The 17,749-nt window shown below is 29.0% G+C and carries 15 protein-coding genes; 12 read left to right on the top strand and 3 right to left on the bottom strand.

Features of this window, described 5'->3' with window-relative positions:
• The first annotated feature begins 9 nt into the window (after positions 1-9).
• Positions 10-1,041, top strand: a complete 1,032-nt coding sequence (gene holA / locus ABUA17_RS04335) for a DNA polymerase III subunit delta (protein ID WP_042396433.1) — start codon at positions 10-12, stop codon at positions 1,039-1,041.
• Positions 1,042-1,111: 70 nt separating this feature from the next.
• On the opposite strand, the gene rpsT is transcribed toward holA, so the two are convergent.
• Positions 1,112-1,375: a 30S ribosomal protein S20 gene (gene rpsT / locus ABUA17_RS04330; RefSeq protein ID WP_042396431.1), complete on the bottom strand. Its 264-nt coding sequence runs from the start codon at positions 1,373-1,375 to the stop codon at positions 1,112-1,114.
• A 175-nt stretch (positions 1,376-1,550) separates the two neighbouring features.
• Here rpsT and gpr point away from each other — a divergent pair, with 175 nt between their 5' ends.
• From gpr to dnaJ, 9 genes are all read left to right on the top strand, one after another.
• A complete protein-coding gene (gpr, locus tag ABUA17_RS04325; RefSeq protein WP_042396429.1) occupies positions 1,551-2,525 on the top strand; it encodes a GPR endopeptidase in 975 nt (324 codons plus the stop codon).
• A gap of 169 nt (positions 2,526-2,694) precedes the next feature.
• A complete protein-coding gene (locus tag ABUA17_RS04320) occupies positions 2,695-3,792 on the top strand; it encodes a stage II sporulation protein P (protein ID WP_195951064.1) in 1,098 nt (365 codons plus the stop codon).
• A gap of 65 nt (positions 3,793-3,857) precedes the next feature.
• A complete protein-coding gene (locus tag ABUA17_RS04315; RefSeq protein WP_042396425.1) occupies positions 3,858-4,307 on the top strand; it encodes a sporulation-related protein NgaS in 450 nt (149 codons plus the stop codon).
• Between the two features lie 133 nt (positions 4,308-4,440).
• A complete protein-coding gene (gene lepA / locus ABUA17_RS04310) occupies positions 4,441-6,246 on the top strand; it encodes a translation elongation factor 4 (RefSeq protein ID WP_042396423.1) in 1,806 nt (601 codons plus the stop codon).
• 193 nt (positions 6,247-6,439) lie between these two features.
• Complete coding sequence (gene hemW / locus ABUA17_RS04305) at positions 6,440-7,570, top strand: radical SAM family heme chaperone HemW (RefSeq protein WP_042396418.1); 1,131 nt, start codon at positions 6,440-6,442, stop codon at positions 7,568-7,570.
• A gap of 191 nt (positions 7,571-7,761) precedes the next feature.
• Positions 7,762-8,790: a heat-inducible transcriptional repressor HrcA gene (hrcA, locus tag ABUA17_RS04300; protein ID WP_042396416.1), complete on the top strand. Its 1,029-nt coding sequence runs from the start codon at positions 7,762-7,764 to the stop codon at positions 8,788-8,790.
• A gap of 23 nt (positions 8,791-8,813) precedes the next feature.
• Complete coding sequence (gene grpE, locus ABUA17_RS04295; RefSeq protein ID WP_042396414.1) at positions 8,814-9,410, top strand: nucleotide exchange factor GrpE; 597 nt, start codon at positions 8,814-8,816, stop codon at positions 9,408-9,410.
• A gap of 53 nt (positions 9,411-9,463) precedes the next feature.
• Positions 9,464-11,326 (top strand): molecular chaperone DnaK, encoded by a 1,863-nt coding sequence (dnaK, locus tag ABUA17_RS04290; protein ID WP_042396412.1) that lies wholly within the window; start codon positions 9,464-9,466, stop codon positions 11,324-11,326.
• Between the two features lie 129 nt (positions 11,327-11,455).
• The gene (dnaJ, locus tag ABUA17_RS04285) at positions 11,456-12,592 is read left to right on the top strand and encodes a molecular chaperone DnaJ (RefSeq protein ID WP_055275807.1); all 1,137 of its coding nucleotides are present in this window, start codon (positions 11,456-11,458) and stop codon (positions 12,590-12,592) included.
• 29 nt (positions 12,593-12,621) lie between these two features.
• On the opposite strand, the gene ABUA17_RS04280 is transcribed toward dnaJ, so the two are convergent.
• On the bottom strand, positions 12,622-13,296 hold the full coding sequence (locus ABUA17_RS04280; RefSeq protein WP_042396409.1) for a hypothetical protein: 675 nt from the start codon (positions 13,294-13,296) through the stop codon (positions 12,622-12,624).
• 236 nt (positions 13,297-13,532) lie between these two features.
• Here ABUA17_RS04280 and ABUA17_RS04275 point away from each other — a divergent pair, with 236 nt between their 5' ends.
• Positions 13,533-15,083 carry a nitrite/sulfite reductase gene (locus ABUA17_RS04275; protein ID WP_042396407.1) on the top strand — a complete coding sequence of 517 codons (1,551 nt, stop codon included), beginning with the start codon at positions 13,533-13,535 and terminating at the stop codon, positions 15,081-15,083.
• 328 nt (positions 15,084-15,411) lie between these two features.
• On the top strand, positions 15,412-16,068 hold the full coding sequence (gene trmB, locus ABUA17_RS04270) for a tRNA (guanosine(46)-N7)-methyltransferase TrmB (protein WP_055275803.1): 657 nt from the start codon (positions 15,412-15,414) through the stop codon (positions 16,066-16,068).
• Positions 16,069-16,185: 117 nt separating this feature from the next.
• On the opposite strand, the gene ABUA17_RS04265 is transcribed toward trmB, so the two are convergent.
• Positions 16,186-17,463 carry a 4Fe-4S dicluster domain-containing protein gene (locus ABUA17_RS04265; RefSeq protein WP_195951063.1) on the bottom strand — a complete coding sequence of 426 codons (1,278 nt, stop codon included), beginning with the start codon at positions 17,461-17,463 and terminating at the stop codon, positions 16,186-16,188.
• Between the last annotated feature and the right edge of the window lie 286 nt (positions 17,464-17,749).

Below are 17,749 nucleotides of genomic sequence, written 5' to 3'. Positions count from 1 at the left end.
CATTAAACATTGATTAATATAGATGTTCTAGAAGGAGAACTTAAAAAAAATAATATTGAAAATGGATATATATTTTGTGGGTTAGATGAGGAATTAATTAAATCAAGTATTGATCCAATAATTAAGAAGGTTGTTGATAAAGATTTTTTAGATTTAAATTTTATAAAATTAGATGGTTTAACAACTACTTTTGATGAAATAGAAAATGCTTGTGAGACATTGCCTTTCTTTGGAGAAAAAAAGGTTGTATTAGTATATAGAGCTAATTTTCTAAAGGATAAACCGGATAAAGATGGAGCAAAAACATATACAGAACTTTTAAAATACATAAAGGACTTACCAAAGCATACAGTACTAATTATGTATTATTTATTTAATGATAAGAGAGATACTCCTAAAAAAAATAAAAAGCTATCTACTTTAGATAAATATGTTAAAGTTGTTCATTGTGATAAACTAAAAAAAGATAAATATTATAAAAAAGTTGAAGATTTATTTAAAGAAAAGGGAAGAAGCATAGGTAAAATTCAATTAAGATATTTTGCTGATAAGGTTCAAAATAATTTTGATATTATTAAAAGGGAAGTAGATAAATTAGATTGTTATGCAATTGGGAGAGAAATAACTAAGGAAGATATAGATAAATTAATACAAAATAAAAGTGAAGATGATATTTTTGATTTAGTTGAATATATTTCTATAAGAAGAGTTGAAAAGGCAATAGATTTATTAGATGAACTACTATTTAAAGCAGATCAGCATATGCTAATTATTTCATCTATAGGGAATCATTTTAAAAGATTATATGAAATAAAAGTATATTTAGGAAGAGGTAAAAGGTTAGATTTCTTTATGTCTAAATATAGATTACCTCAATTTGTATGTGAAAAATTAATGAATCAAGCATCTAAGTTTAGTATAAAACAGTTAAGTGAACTCATTAAAGTATGTGTTAATACTGAAACAAAATTAAAATCATCAACAACAGATAAGCAAATGGAAATGGAACTTATGTTATTTAAAACATTTATGGTCAAATAAAATTTTAAATTTTCATAATAAAAAAAGTGTAAAATAATAGCCGGTGATAACTCACCGGCTTCTTATTTTATTACGCCATAGCGTTTAACTTTGCAGCTAATCTTGATTTCTTTCTAGCAGCCATGTTCTTATGAACAGTACCTTTTTGAGCAGCCATGTCTAAAGACTTAGCAGCTTTAACGAATAAAGCTTTAGCTTCTTCAACGTTATTAGCAGCAACAGCAGCTTCAAACTTCTTTATAGCAGTTTTTAATGCTGATTTAATCATTCTGTTTTGTAAAGTTTTCTTTTCAGTAACTTTAATTCTTTTCTTTGCTGATTTAATGTTTGCCATTCAATTCACCCCCTTGATATTTTATAGGGCCTCTGCAGTTTTTTGGGGAAATCTGCGTACGAGTTCATTTTCAACAAATCATATTATAACACCTAAAGTTTTTAAGTTCAAGTATGAAATTAAAACTTATTTGGGAAAATAAATTTGATGACTAAGAAATTTTAGGAGGAACGTTATGATAAATGTAAGAACAGACCTTGCAATTGAAGCAAAACAGGCATATACAGAAGAAAATAAAAGAGAGCTTGATGGAGTAAAAGTAGATGAAGAAATGGAAGGGGAGGTTAAAATTACTACAGTAACCATAGAAAGTGATGAAGCAGGAAAGGAACTTGGTAAGCCAAAAGGACATTATATTACAATAGATTTCCCAGAATTCACACCATATGATGGCGAATCAATGGATGAATTATCATTAATTGTAGGAAGGGTAATGAAAAAGCTTGTAGATATTTCTGAAGATAAGTTAGCATTAGTGGTTGGACTAGGAAACTGGAATGTTACTCCGGATGCATTAGGACCAAAAGTTGCAGAAAAAATAATGGTAACACGACATTTAAAACAAGTAATGCCAGATGCTATTGATGATTCAGTAAGACCAGTATGCGCTATTGCTCCAGGTGTGCTTGGAATAACAGGAATTGAAACCGGAGAAATAATTAAATCATTAGTAGAAAGAATAAAGCCAGATTTAGTTATATGTGTAGATGCATTAGGTTCAAGAAAACTTGAAAGAGTGAATAGAACAATACAAATAGGAGATACAGGAATATCACCAGGAGCTGGTGTAGGAAATCATAGAATGCAAATTAATGAGCAAAGTTTAGGAGTGAAAGTTTTAGCTGTAGGTGTGCCTACAGTAGTTGATGCTGCAACAATAGCAAATGATACTATGGATTTATTATTAGATGACTTAATAAATAAATCACAAAAAGGAAAAGAGTTTTATAATATGCTAAAAAGTGTAGATAGAAATGAGAAAAATATGCTTATAAGAGAAATATTAAATCCATCATTTGGGGATTTAATGGTTACTCCAAAGGAGGTTGATACAGTAATAGAGTCATTAGCTAAAATAATAGCTAATGGAATAAATATCGCAATTCAACCCAATATGGATATGGAAGAGATAAATAAATTCATGAACTAATGAAAAAAAGTGAAAAACACTTTTTTAGTTAGAAGTTATAAGTTAGTAGTTTGCACCTAAACTACTAACTTATAACTATTAACTCTTAACTAATAAAACCAATTTGTTTATAAAATTATTAATAATTATGTAAATCCCACCATATATATAGGGTGAGGAGGGATTTACAATGCAGTGGGTTAATGGTAATAAAAAGGCTAAAAAGAAAAAGCATATTAGTATAGGATATATAATATTGTTAGTTCTTATGATTATATTTGCAATAAGAGCAGTAAAGGTTGTAAATAGTTATAGTGAGCGTGGTGGACTAGCATATGTGCAGTTACTTAATTATTCAATGCCAGTTGTTGAAACACAAATATATGATAGTACAGCATATAGGGAAAGTAAAGTAAGTTTAAAAAGAGTTATAGTAGAAGCGTTAGGTCTTAATAATATATCTACATATGGAATAGTTGGAAGTGAAGTTTCATTTTTTAAAGAAATATCTAACCATACTGGTGATTCGGGGGCCAAGGCTAAATCTACTTTTAGTTTCTTTGAACCATATGTGATGAAAGAAGAAAGTATAGCTAGAGTTACTGAAGAGGAGAAAGCTGAATTAGAAAAAACAAGTGAGGCATATAATCCTTCTCTAAAAAAGACATTAGATGCATCAAATGTAGAAATATTAATTTATCATACCCATACGCATGAGGGATATGCTGAAGCAGGATCAGATACAGAACAAGAAGATTTTAGTGTTGTAGGAGTAGGTGATGTATTAGCACAAGAGTTGCAGGAGGGATATGGTATTTCAGTTATTCATGATAAGACTATACATGATACTAGTCCATATGATCAGTCATATTATAGATCAGAACCTACAGTTCAAAGTTATATAAATCAATTTCCTAATTTAAAGTTAATTATAGATTTGCATAGAAATAGTGGACCTAGTAAAGAAGCAACAACAACAGTAATAAATGATCAAAGTTTAGCAAGATTATTATTTGTTACATCAAAAAATTCACCTAATTATTCACAAATGATGGAAGCAGTAAATGGAATGATTTCTATTTCTGAAGAACTTTTCCCAGGATTAATGGGAGAGGGAAAAGATGGTACGGGATTATATGAATATAATCATGGCTCTAACACATTTAATCAAAAATTGAGTCCGGCATGTATATTAACAGAATTTGGAACTGATCTTAATACTGCACAAGAAGCTAAATTGAGTGCAAAATATCTAGCTAGAGTTATTGCAGAGTATTTAAATAAATAGTAAATAGTTGAATAAAAAAAATAAAATTGAGCATCCTTATAGCTAAGTACTAGGGGGTGCTTTTTATGTTTAAATTGATAAAAAAATATTTTGTACCATTAGTAGCGGTTATTTTATTGATAATAGGATTTGTTAAAATAAATATTGTAAATACTGAATCATTATCACCATTAGGAACTACTGATGATAACTTTAAAGTTGTTAGTACGGAATTTGGTGAAGACTTTCAAGAGTTTATAATGGATAAGAGTCCTGTGAAAATTTATGTTGGTGAAAAAAATGATGGTCTTGCTACAGTTAAGGTGTATGATAAGTCAATTAATTTAACTAATAATAATTTTCTTATTAATTCAATAAAGACTTTAGGAAGTTATATTAGTAATACTTGTTCAAGTTTAAAGGATAAAATAATTAAAATTACAAAAACTAAAAATGAAAATATAAAAAATGAAGATAATAATAAGAGCGAATTTGATAAAAGTGTAGATGAATTTATAAAAAATAATAGTAATTAGTGTGTAGTAATGAAGGATAATATCATTTCAATGCTATTATCCTTGACACTTACTCTATACTCTATGTTATAATTTAGCTTGATTTAACAATATGGGGGTGAAGAAGCTGCTAATTTTATAGCAGTTAAGATATATGCAAAGTAATAGACAATCAAAGATTAGAAACTTTTCAATAGTAGCACATATAGACCACGGTAAGTCAACCCTAGCGGATAGATTATTAGAAATTACAGGGACTCTTACTCAAAGAGAAATGGAAGAACAAGTTCTTGATAATATGGAAATCGAAAAGGAAAGGGGTATTACAATTAAGTCTCAAGCAGCAAGACTTATTTATAGACGTGCTGATGGCGAAGAATATATATTAAACTTAATTGATACACCAGGACACGTAGACTTTACATATGAGGTTTCAAGAAGTTTAGCTGCTTGTGAAGGTGCAGTGTTAGTAGTAGATGCAACACAAGGAATTCAAGCACAAACATTAGCAAACTGCTATTTAGCATTAGATAATGATTTAGAAATTGCACCAGTAATAAATAAGGTTGACTTAGCATCAGCTAGACCTGATGAAGTTAAGCAAGAAATTGAAGATGTTATAGGGATAGAAGCAGAAGATGCACCTATGATATCAGCAAAAACTGGATTAAATGTTGAGCAAGTTTTAGAAACAATAGTAGAAAAGGTACCAGCACCTTCAGGAGATGAAGAAGCTCCATTAAAAGCATTAATATTTGACTCTTATTATGATAGCTATAAAGGTGTAGTTTGTTATGTAAGAATTAAAGATGGTGTTGTAAAACCAGGAACAAAAATAAAGCTTATGGCAACTAATAAGATTTATGATGTAACTGAAGTAGGAGTATTTACTCCAAAGTTCTTACCAATTAGTGAACTTAGAGCTGGAGATGTTGGATATATAACAGCATCTATTAAAAATGTTGCTGATGCTAGAGTTGGTGATACTATAACTGAGGCAGATAGACCTACAGCAGAGCCATTGCCAGGATATAAAAAGGCTATACCTATGGTTTATTCAGGTATTTATCCAGTTGATGGTGCTAAATATGATGAGTTAAAAGAAGCATTAGAAAAATTACAAATTAATGATGCAGCTTTAGATTTTGAACCAGAAACATCTATAGCTTTAGGATTTGGTTTTAGATGTGGATTCTTAGGATTACTTCATATGGAAATAATTCAAGAAAGAATTGAAAGAGAGTTTAATTTAGATATTATAACAACAGCTCCTTCCGTTGTTTATAAGGTAACTAAAACAGATGGAGAAGTTTTAGACTTAACTAATCCAACAAACTTACCAGAACCAACAGAAATTGATTATATGGAAGAGCCAGTTGTTAAAGCATCTATTATTTCACCAACTGATTACGTTGGAGCAATAATGGATTTATGTCAAGAGAGAAGAGGAACGTTCATAGATATGGAATATCTAGAAACTACAAGAGTTTGTATTAACTATGATATGCCATTAAATGAAATAGTATATGATTTCTTTGATACATTAAAATCAAGAACAAGAGGTTATGCTTCATTTGACTACGAATTCAAAGGATATACAAAAACAGAGCTTGTTAAGCTTGATATATTATTAAATGGAGATATAGTTGATGCTTTATCAATGATAGTTCCAAAAGAAAGAGCTTATCATAAAGGAAGAGGAATTGCAGAAAAACTTAAGGAAATTATTCCAAGACAAATGTTTGAGGTTCCAATTCAAGCAGCAGTAGGATCTAAAGTAATAGCTAGAGAAACAGTTAAAGCTATGAGAAAAGACGTACTTGCTAAATGTTATGGTGGAGATATTTCAAGAAAAAAGAAGCTTCTTGAAAAGCAAAAAGAAGGTAAGAAGAGAATGAGACAAGTGGGATCTGTAGAAGTACCACAAGAAGCATTCATGGCTGTTCTTAAAGTAGATTAATAAAGGAAAAGACATTGCAGTTGCAATGTCTTTTTTGTTAAATAATAAGTATGAGTTAATAATCAGGAAGTAAGAATTTTTGAAAAAATAAGATTAGTATAAAATAATAAATATATTTTAGAAACTTTATAATGAGTTTTAAATATAACTTGCTACTTGTCACTTGAAATTAAATAACTTGGAGGATGAAATAATGAAAGAAATTAGTTTATATGTACATATACCATTTTGTAAGCAAAGGTGTTTTTATTGTGATTTCCCTACATTTGCAGGAAAAGAACAATATAGAGAGGAGTATGTAAATGCATTAATTAAGGAAATAGATGAAAAATGCTCGGATTATGTAATTAAAACTATTTTTATTGGCGGAGGAACACCATCTCATTTAGAAACTGAAGAATTAAAGAAATTATTAAAAGCTATAAATAAATTAAAATTTAAGGATAATATTGAGTATTCAATGGAATGCAATCCAGGAACATTATCAAAAGAAAAATTGTTGGTAATGAAAGAAAACGGAGTAAATAGAATAAGTTTTGGATTACAATCATGTAATGATAAATTACTTAAACAAATTGGTCGTATTCATACATTTAGTGAATTTTTAGAAAACTATAATCTTGCTAGAGAAATTGGATTTAATAATATTAATGTGGATTTAATGTATGGATTGCCAAATTTAACGATAGAATTATGGAAAGATACATTAAATCAAATATGTAAGTTAAAGCCAGAACATATTTCAGCGTATAGTTTAATAATAGAAGAGGGAACAGCTTTTTATAAAATGTATGAAAATAATAAGTTGAATCTTCCAGCAGAAGATGAAGAAAGAATTATGGATAAATTAACTAAGAATATATTAAAAGAAAATGGATACCATCAATATGAAATTTCTAATTATGCATTAAATGGAATGGAATGTGAACATAATAAGGTTTATTGGTCTTTAGAAGATTATATTGGAGTTGGATGTGCAAGTAGTTCATATATAAATGGAATAAGAAAAGTAAATGAAAGTAGTATTAGTAAGTATATAAAAAAAATAAAGCAAAATGAGAATGTTGTTGTAGAAGAACATATTAATTCTATAGAAGATGAAATTGAGGAATTTATTTTCATGGGATTAAGAATGTTAAAAGGTATAGATTTAGTAAAGTTTAAGAAAAAATTTGGTGCAAATATTGGGAGTATATATAGCAAAGCCATTGAGAAGAATATAAAAGATGGTTTATTAATTTTAAATAATAATAATATGTTTTTAACTACAAAAGGAATAGAAGTATCTAATTATGTAATGTCTGACTTTATATTAGATAAGTAAAAAATAAAACACTAAGAAAAGAGGAGTATTATAGAGATGGAAAGAGATATTCAAGAAAAAACTAAATTATATAAAAAAATAGTTGAAAATTTGAAGAAATATGAAATTGACAAAAAAAACAAATAAGAATATATTGATAATGTAGTCATTAGCACTCGAGTTAAATGAGTGCTAACAATAGGGGTGATGAAATGGCTATTGATGAAAGAAAAATTAAAATACTTCAAGCCATTATTAATGACTATATAGTAACAGGAGAACCTGTTGGATCAAGAACAATAGCTAAGAAGTATGATTTAGGTGTAGGATCTGCAACCATCAGAAATGAAATGGCGGATTTAGAAGAAATGGGTTATTTAGAGCAACCTCATACATCAGCAGGAAGAATACCTTCTAGTAAGGGATATAGGTTATATGTTGATAAGTTAATGGAAACACCAAAGCTTAGTAAAGATGAAGAGCTTAGAATTAAAGAATATTTAATTAATTCAGCTATGCATGAAGTTGATACAATATTAAAAGAAGCTTGTGTTTTATTATCAGAGTTAACAAATTTAACTTGTATAGTTCAAACACCTTCTATGAAGAGAAGTTATATAAGATCACTACAATTAATAAGAATAGATGATTCTAATTTAATTGCTGTAATAGTAACTGATAGTGGTGTTATTAAAAATCATAGAATTAAAGTAAATAATGTACCAAGTAATGAAGAACTTATTAGAATAAATGAGGTATTAAATTCAAAGCTTAAGAATTTGACAATAGAAGCTATAAATTTAGAAGTCATTAATGAACTTAAGAATGAACTAGTAGGATTCGATGATTTATTTAATGCAATGCTTCCAGCTTTATATGATAGTTTAAATAATAATTCAAAGTCAGATTTGGTAGTTGAGGGAACAACCAACCTTTTCAATTATCCAGAGTATAATGATATTGAAAAGGCAAAGGAAGTACTTCAATTAATAAGTAATAAGGATTGTGTTATAGAACTATTAGAGAATAGTGGAGATATATCAATAAAAATTGGTGATGAAAATTATATTCCGGAAGCTAAGGAGTGTTCAGTAATTACAGCAGAATATTCTTTAGGAGGAAGACCTATTGGAAGTATTGGGCTGATTGGTCCACAAAGAATAAATTATTCAAAGGTAGTTACTATAATGGCTCAAGTTATAAAAGAGTTAAACAAAAGTCTTAAAGACCAAGAGTATTGATTAAAATGAGAAGAGGTGTAAAGATGGAAGAAAATAAAGATATAAAAGATGAAGATATAATCGTTGAAAATGAACCAGTTATAGAAGATACAGATAATGTAGATAAAGCTGAAGCTGCAGAAGCTGAGGAAATCGTAGAAGAATATAGTGAAAATGATGATTTATCTTTAATAAGAAAAATGAAAGATGAAAATAAAAAACTTTCTAATGAAGTAGAAGCTTTAAAAGAAAGATTACTTAGATTAACTGCTGAGTATGACAATTATAGAAAAAGAACGGCTAAGGAAAAGGAAGGAATATATACAGATGCTTGTACAGATGTATTAAAGGAAATGCTTCCTGTAGCTGATAATTTAGAAAGAGCTTTAGCAGTAGATGGAAATGTAGAAGATCTTAAAAAAGGCGTTGAGATGACAATAAAAGGATTCTTAAACTCTTTAGAAAAATTAGGTGTTGAAGAAATTGATACAACTAATGGTTTTGATCCAAATTTACATCAAGCAATTTCAGTTGTTGAAGATGCAAATTTATCAAGTAATGATGTAGCTCAAGTATATCAAAAAGGATATAAGAGAGGCGATAAAGTAATCAGATATTCAATGGTTACTGTAGCAAAATAGTAATTAAGTAAATTTACAATATAGATATGTAAAATTCAAGGAGGAAATATATTATGGGAAAAATAATAGGTATTGATTTAGGTACAACAAATTCATGTGTAGCTGTTATGGAAGGTGGAGAACCAGTAGTTATCACTAACTCAGAAGGTGCTAGAACTACTCCATCAGTAGTTTCATTCCAAGCTAATGGTGAAAGATTAGTAGGACAAATTGCTAAAAGACAAGCAATTACAAACCCAGAACACACAATAATTTCAATAAAGAGAGAAATGGGAACAGATCATAAAACTAAAATTGATGATAAAACTTACTCACCACAAGAAATATCAGCAATGATACTTCAAAAGATTAAAGCTGATGCAGAAGCATACTTAGGTGAAACTGTATCTCAAGCTGTTATCACAGTTCCAGCTTACTTTAATGATGCTGAAAGACAAGCGACTAAAGATGCTGGTAGAATAGCAGGATTAGAAGTATTAAGAATAATAAACGAACCAACAGCTGCTTCATTAGCTTACGGATTAGATAAGACTGATCACAGCGAAAAGATATTTGTTTATGACTTAGGTGGAGGTACATTCGACGTATCTATCCTTGAATTAGGTGATGGTGTATTCGAAGTATTATCTACAAATGGAGATACTCACCTAGGTGGAGATGACTTTGACCAAAAGATTATTGATTATATAGCAAATGATTTTAAATCACAATATGGAATTGACTTAAGAAATGATAAGAGTGCAGTTCAAAGATTAAAAGAAGCTGCAGAAAAGGCTAAGATTGAATTATCTTCATCAATGCAAACAAATATCAACTTACCATTCATTACTGCTGATGCTACAGGTCCAAAGCATATTGATATGAACTTAACTAGAGCAAAATTCAATGAATTAACTCATGATTTAGTTCAAAGATCAATTGAACCAATGAAGAAAGCATTATCAGATGCAGGTTTAACAATTGGTCAAATTGATAAAGTAATCTTAGTTGGTGGATCAACAAGAATACCAGCTGTTCAAGAAGCTGTTAAGAACTTTACAGGAAAAGAACCTTCAAAGGGAGTTAACCCAGATGAATGTGTAGCTATGGGTGCTGCAATTCAAGCAGGTGTATTAACTGGTGAAGTTAAAGATGTATTATTATTAGATGTTACTCCATTAACATTAGGTATTGAAACTTTAGGAGGAGTTGCAACTCCATTAATTGAAAGAAATACAACTATACCAGCTAAGAAGAGTCAAATATTCTCAACAGCTGCAGATGGTCAAACATCAGTTGAAATTCACGTTGTTCAAGGTGAAAGACAAATGGCAACTGACAACAAGACTTTAGGAAGATTTACTTTATCAGGAATAGCTCCAGCTCCAAGAGGAATTCCTCAAATCGAAGTTACATTTGATATAGATGCTAATGGTATTGTTAAAGTATCTGCTATGGATAAGGGAACTGGTAAGGAAGCAAATATTACAATTACTGCATCAACTAACCTTTCAGATGAAGAAGTAGAAAAGGCAGTAAAAGAAGCAGAAAGATTTGCTGAAGAAGATAAGAAGAGAAAAGAATCAATCGAAACTAAGAACAATGCAGACCAATTAGTTTATCAAACTGAAAAGCAATTAGAAGAACTTGGTGACAAGATTTCTGCTGATGATAAGGCTAAAATTACAGCTAAATTAGATGCATTAAAAGCTGTTAAAGATGGAGAAGATTTAGAAGCTATTAAGAAAGCTACTGAAGAATTAACTCAAGAGTTCTATGCTATATCATCTAAGATGTATGCAGATGCACAAGGTGCAGCAGGAGCTCAAGGTGCAGGATTTGATCCAAACAACATGGGTGGAGCAAATGCTAACCAAGGTCCAGCTCATGATGACAATGTTGTAGATGCTGATTTCGAAGTTAAAGATGAAAAATAATAAATAATAAATAATTAGATAGGGAAGACAATAGTCGTCTTCCCTTTTTAAAAGTTAAAGTGTTTACGAAAAAAGTTTTAAGTGATAATATAGACTAATGTAAATATAAATAAGGTGGTGACGTTATAGATGGCAAATAAAGACTATTATGCTGTGCTTGGACTTGAAAAAGGTGCAAGTGATGATGAGATAAAAAAAGCCTTTAGAAAGCTAGCTATTAAATATCATCCTGATAAGAATCAAGGGAATAAGGAAGCAGAAGAAAAATTTAAAGATATAAATGAAGCATATCAAGTGCTTTCTGATCCAGAAAAGAAAGCAAGATATGATCAATATGGTACTGCAGACTTTGATGGAAGTGGATTTGGTTCAGGTGGTTTTGGTGGATTTGACTTCTCTGATATGGGAGGTTTTGGAGATATATTTGAAAGTTTCTTTGGTGGAGGCGGTGGCTCTTCAAGAAGAAGAAATGGACCTATGAAAGGTGCTGATATAGAATATACTTTAAATCTAACATTTGAAGAAGCTATCTTTGGAGTTGAAAAAGAAATTACAATTAACAGAAATGAAAATTGTGAATCTTGTAGAGGAACAGGTGCTCAACCTGGAACTTCGCCAAAGACATGTCCAACTTGTAATGGAAGCGGTCAAGTAAGGATGCAAAGACAAAGTCCTCTTGGAAGCTTTGTAACAACTTCTACATGTGATAGATGTGGTGGTAAAGGAACAATTGTTGAAACACCATGTTCAAGCTGTAGCGGAAGAGGAAAAGTTAGAAAGACTAGAAAAATAAAGATTAATGTTCCTGCAGGTGTAGATACTGGTAATGTTATGCCACTTAGAGGACAAGGGGAACATGGTTCTAATGATGGGCCTCCAGGAGATTTATATATTAGAATAAATGTGGCTAAATCGAAACAATTTGATAGAAGAGGAAATGACATATATATTGAAACTCATATATCAATGGGTAGAGCTACATTAGGTGTAGAAATTACTGTTCCTACGGTTGATGGAGAAGTTAAATATACTATTCCAGCAGGTACTCAATCAGGAACAATGTTTAGATTAAAAGGAAAAGGAGTTCCTAAGGTTCATTCATCAGTAAGAGGAGATCAATATGTTAAAGTAGTTGTTGATATTCCTAAGAACTTAAATTCAAAGCAAAAAGAAGCTTTAGAAGCATTCATGGAAGCTTGTGGAGAAAGTATAGATGGAGAAATAGTGCATAAAAAAGGCCTAAAGGATCTATTTAATAAGAAATAAAAAAGATGTTGCAATGTGCAACATCTTTTTTATTTTACAAATTCATTTAATATTTTAATAGCTTCTTCCGTTCTTTCAGAGCTAATAGCAACTGTTAATATAGTATTCTCTGGAAAGCTGATATTATCTAAAAGATTAAGCTTGTCTACTTTTAATCCATAAATATGCTCATTGCCATCAGAATCTTTAGATCTAACTAAATCATCTTTACTAAAGCTTAGTGAGTTAAATCCATCTAAAGTAGTTAAATCTGCTAGCATATTGTTAGAAGTAAAGTAATTGAAATAGTTTTCATTTAAGAAAAGTAAATCAATTTCATTTGCAGCTAGTTTAACAGCAAATGCTTGTGTAGTGGTAGGGTCATCGCCATAATTAGAATTTGGGTCTATAGTCATTGAATCAATAAAAATAGAGGTTTTTTTATTATCATCTAAAAGCTTTTCATTTAATGTATCTTTTAATTCTGTTAATTGAGATGTATCCATATTAGAACTAAGATAAGTTAAATTGCAATAAGTATCTTGTTTTGTATACATTGAATATCCTATGTAACATACGATTATTATTGCGGCTATAGTACCGAAGATAGGAAGTTTGTAATAATCAAATATAAATTCTAGTTTTTTCTTTCCTTTTAATGTATTGTATTTTTCTTTTGTAGATATTTCTGAATCTAATCTAGGTTTGATTTTTTTATCATTCATTGTTATTCTCCTTTTATATACCATATTATATTTATTTTAAGAAAAAAATACAAAAAAAGCAATTGATATAAATCTTAAAAATTGGTAAACATTAAGAAAGATAATGCTAATCATTAAATAATAAAATAGTTAAATAATAGAAATGTATTGTAATTAATAATATAATTAAATTGTTAATATTAATTCATCAAATAAGGAATATTAAAAAAGAGTAGTAATAATTATGAGGTGATAAGATGAAAGATATAAAAAAAGTGCTTTTACCGGAAATTGAAGAGTTTAGAAAAGTCGGTCATAAGTTTGTAAATGGAGAAATATCTGTAATGGATTTTAAAGGTCAATCAGGCGGTATGGGTGTATATGCTCATCGTGGTGGAAAAGAATTTATGATTAGACTTAGAATACCATCAGGGATAATTACTATGCCTCAATTTAAATTAATATGTGATTGGGCAGATAAATATAAATTAGGAGGATTACATTTTACTACGCGTCAAGCTATTCAATATCATGGTATTTCAATTGATGATGTATGTAATTTAATGAATGATGCATTAGAAAATGATATATATACAAGAGGTGCAGGTGGGAATTTCCCAAGAAATGTTGCGTTATCTCCATTGTCTGGAGTAGATAAGGATGAAGCATTTGATCCTACTCCATATGCTTTAGCAACTGGTGAATATTTTATGGAAAGAATAACTACTTACAAATTACCTAGAAAGCTTAAAGTATCTTTTTCAAATGGTTCAAGTGATACAGCACATTGTACAATACAAGATTTAGGTTTCTTAGCTGTTAGGAAAGATGGAAAAGATTATTTTAGAGTGTATTTAGGAGGCGGTCTTGGAAGAAATCCTAAGGTTGCATTATTATATCCTGAATTAATTGAACCATCTGAAGTTTTAAATTATGTAGAAGCAATGGTTAGATTATTTAAAGCTGAAGGAAATTATGAAAATAAAGCTAAAGCTCGTATAAGATATATTGTTGACAAATTAGGGGAAGAAGGTTTTATTTCTGAATATAAAAAATATGTAGATGAAGTAAAATCAGAGTGTAATTATAAGGTTGATTGTAAGGCTACAGAATATAATAAAGCTGGAATAAAAACTAATATCTCAAATAGTAGATTAGTAGAACAAAAGCAATGTGGTTTATACAGTGTATATGTACATCCAGTAGGCGGACAAATTAAAGTAAATGACTTAAAGGCGATATATGAAACTTTAAGTAAATTTGATAATCCAGAAATAAGACTATCAATGACTGAAGGTGTGTATTTTAGAAATTTAAATGGAAAAGAAGCAGAAGAGTTATTAGAGTTAACTAAACATATTGGAGGTTCAAATGATTTTGAATATAGTGTTTCATGTATAGGGGTACCTACATGTCAAATAGGTATAGCTGAAAGCCAAGCTGCTTTAAGTGAAGTACTATCTTATGTTAAAGAAAAAATTTCTAATACGGATTTATTACCTAAACTACATTTTTCAGGATGTGGAAACTCTTGTGGGGTTCACCAAATTAGTGAAATAGGATTCACTGGTAAAAAGAAAAGAATCAATGATGTTGTACAAGAAGCTTATGAAATTTATGTAAATGGAAACTGTGTAGAAGGAGAAACAAGACTTGGTAAAGCTTATGGTGATATAGCTAGAAAAGATATACCAATGTTCATTTGTGAGCTAGGTAATAAATTAAATGAAGCTAATATAGCATTTGGTGATTATATAAATAGCAATGAAGATGAATTTAAAGCTTTAGTAGAAAAATATAATTGCTAATCAATATTTTAAGTATAAATTTATAAATTGAATTATAATATTGAGATGAGTGCTTAGCTTTATATCAAGGTTATAATTCATTGTCTAGAGGCTAGTATATTCTTAACTTTAACATAAATATATATAAATTAATTAATAATGTTTGGCCATTAGATAAGATATTATGTTTAAAATCTACAATATATCTATTAATAATAGATATATTGTGGATTTTTATTTTAAATAATATAATGTCATAAAGTTGTGATAAGTAATTTAGTTGAAATAAAAGAAATTATCTGTATAATTAATCTATGAACTTAATGAATGATTTGGAGTGAACATAATTATGAGAATGAGAAGAAAGCCTTGGGCAAGACCAGAATTAGAAGGATGTAATTTTTTTATACAAAAGCCAAGTGAATATAAAGGAAGATGGAAAGAGTTTTTTAAAAATGATAACCCAATTTATATGGAGTTAGGTTGTGGAAAAGGAACATTTATGGCAGTTCATGGTTCACAAAATCCAGATATTAATTATATAACAGTTGATATAAAGGATGAAGTTTTAGTTTTAGCTAAAAGAAATATTGAAGCAGCTTATGAAAAGGTAGGACATGAAATTAATAATGTGGCCTTAATGTCTCAGGAAATATTATTAATAGATGAAATGTTAGATGAAAAAGATGTAATAGAAAGAATATACATAAACTTCTGTAATCCATGGCCAAAGGATAGACATAAGAAAAGAAGATTAACACATACAAGACAGCTAGAAAAGTATAAGAAGTTTTTAAAACATGGAGCAGAAATTTGGTTTAAAACAGATGATGATGAATTATTTGAAGAATCACTTGAATACTTTAAAGAATCAAATTTAGAAATTAAATATATTACATATGATTTACATTCTAGTGGATTTGAAGGAAATGTTACTACTGAACATGAAGAAATGTTTACAGCTCAAGGTATAAAAACTAAGTTTTTAATAGCAGAATATAAATAAAAAATACTCAAAGGTTTTAGTGCTGTGAAATACTAAAATCTTTGAGTATTTTTGTTAAAGAAAATTAAATAGTTTAATCAGAAAGTTTTAATTATTAAAAGAGGTGAAGGTGTTTTTTTATTTATATTTCTTACTAATCAATTTATCTAAGTAGATAGACTTAAATTGTTTACTTGCAAGGGCTTGCTTTATTGGATTAGCATTTAAAATAGTTGATAAAACAGAGGCCATAAATCTATGACTGGCAAAAGCTTGATTATCAAAAATTAAATTTTGAAGATTTCCTTTTTCAATAGCTTGAATAATAACTCGGTGAGTAGTGTTTGCGGGAGTTAATATTCTTTGTGATCTAGTCTTTAGTTTTATTGCTTTAGTAGGACAATTTCGAACACATACACCGCAACCTAAACAGATAATTTCATCAATACTTGCTTTTTTGTTTTTTAATGATATTACTTCAATTGGACATATTTTAGTACATTTGCCACAACCAATACAAGCATCATTGTTAACGTATGGAAGGAAGTTAGTAGTTGCTATTGGGTGTAAAGCACCATATTTTTTTACAGCCTTTAAACCTTCGCAACAACAGCAACAACAATTACACAAAAAGCAAATTTCATTTCTAACATTTTCTCCACATTGAACTAAATTATTTTCATAACACATATTTAAAATATCTATACATTCTGATGAATCAATTTTCCTTCCATAACCATTTTTTATTAATGAATAAGCTGTTGAATCAAATGTTAAACAAGTGTCCATAGGCTTACTACAATCTTTACCTAAGTGATGCATTTTATGCCTACAATAACACATGCTTAAAGAAATATGTTTTGCATTTTTTATTAAATAGGTGGCACGTTCGTAATCTAAAATATATAGTGAGTTTTCAGGAGTTGGTGTTGAAGCTATGGTTTCTGGTAAAATATCTTCTGATATAAGAACTCGACCAAATCTAGTTTCTGTTCCTAGAAATAAATCTTTAATAAAATCTTCTTCTACATTGAGATATTGATAAAAGAGTTTAGACAGTAATTTTTGATCAATATCACCACGGACTCTCATAAGTGCAAATTCGAAAAAACCTGCCATTGGAGGTGGAATTACAAATTTTCTTTCACCATTATATTCCGTATCTAAAATTAAAGCCTTACTAGCCAAAGATTCAAGCATAAATTCAGCCTCTGAAAGGGATACATTCCAAATTTTACTTGCCATGGAAATATTGAAAGGTCTAATTGGAAGTTTAGCTACTAGTGCAGCTTCTTCTTCAGTATATAAAACACTTAAGATTTTATAAAGTGTTTCAGAGGGTGGAACACCTTGAGGGAATTTGTTTAATCTATCTTCTAAAGATTTAAAGGCTTCTTTAGCAACTATATGTGACAAATTAATAACCTCCTAACTTAATAATTATTATAAAATTTTACCATAATATAAATAAAACTGTAACTATTAGGTATATAAAAAGATTAAATTGAAAAATATATATAAGTAATAAAAAATTAAATGTATTTAATTTATAACAACTTTATTATCAGTTAAGTATATGTAAACGAAAGTATTTTTTTATAAATAAAATAATTAAATGGAGATACTAATTATATATTAATATTTATTAGAAAAATTTATTGAAAAGATATCTAGGGGTTTTGAATTAAATATTTATTATGTG

It is taken from the genome of Clostridium sp. RTP31139st1_H3_RTP31139_211217 (assembly GCF_040227035.1).
Classification (GTDB): domain Bacteria; phylum Bacillota; class Clostridia; order Clostridiales; family Clostridiaceae; genus Clostridium; species Clostridium saudiense.
This window is presented reverse-complemented; position numbering and strand designations above follow the sequence as displayed.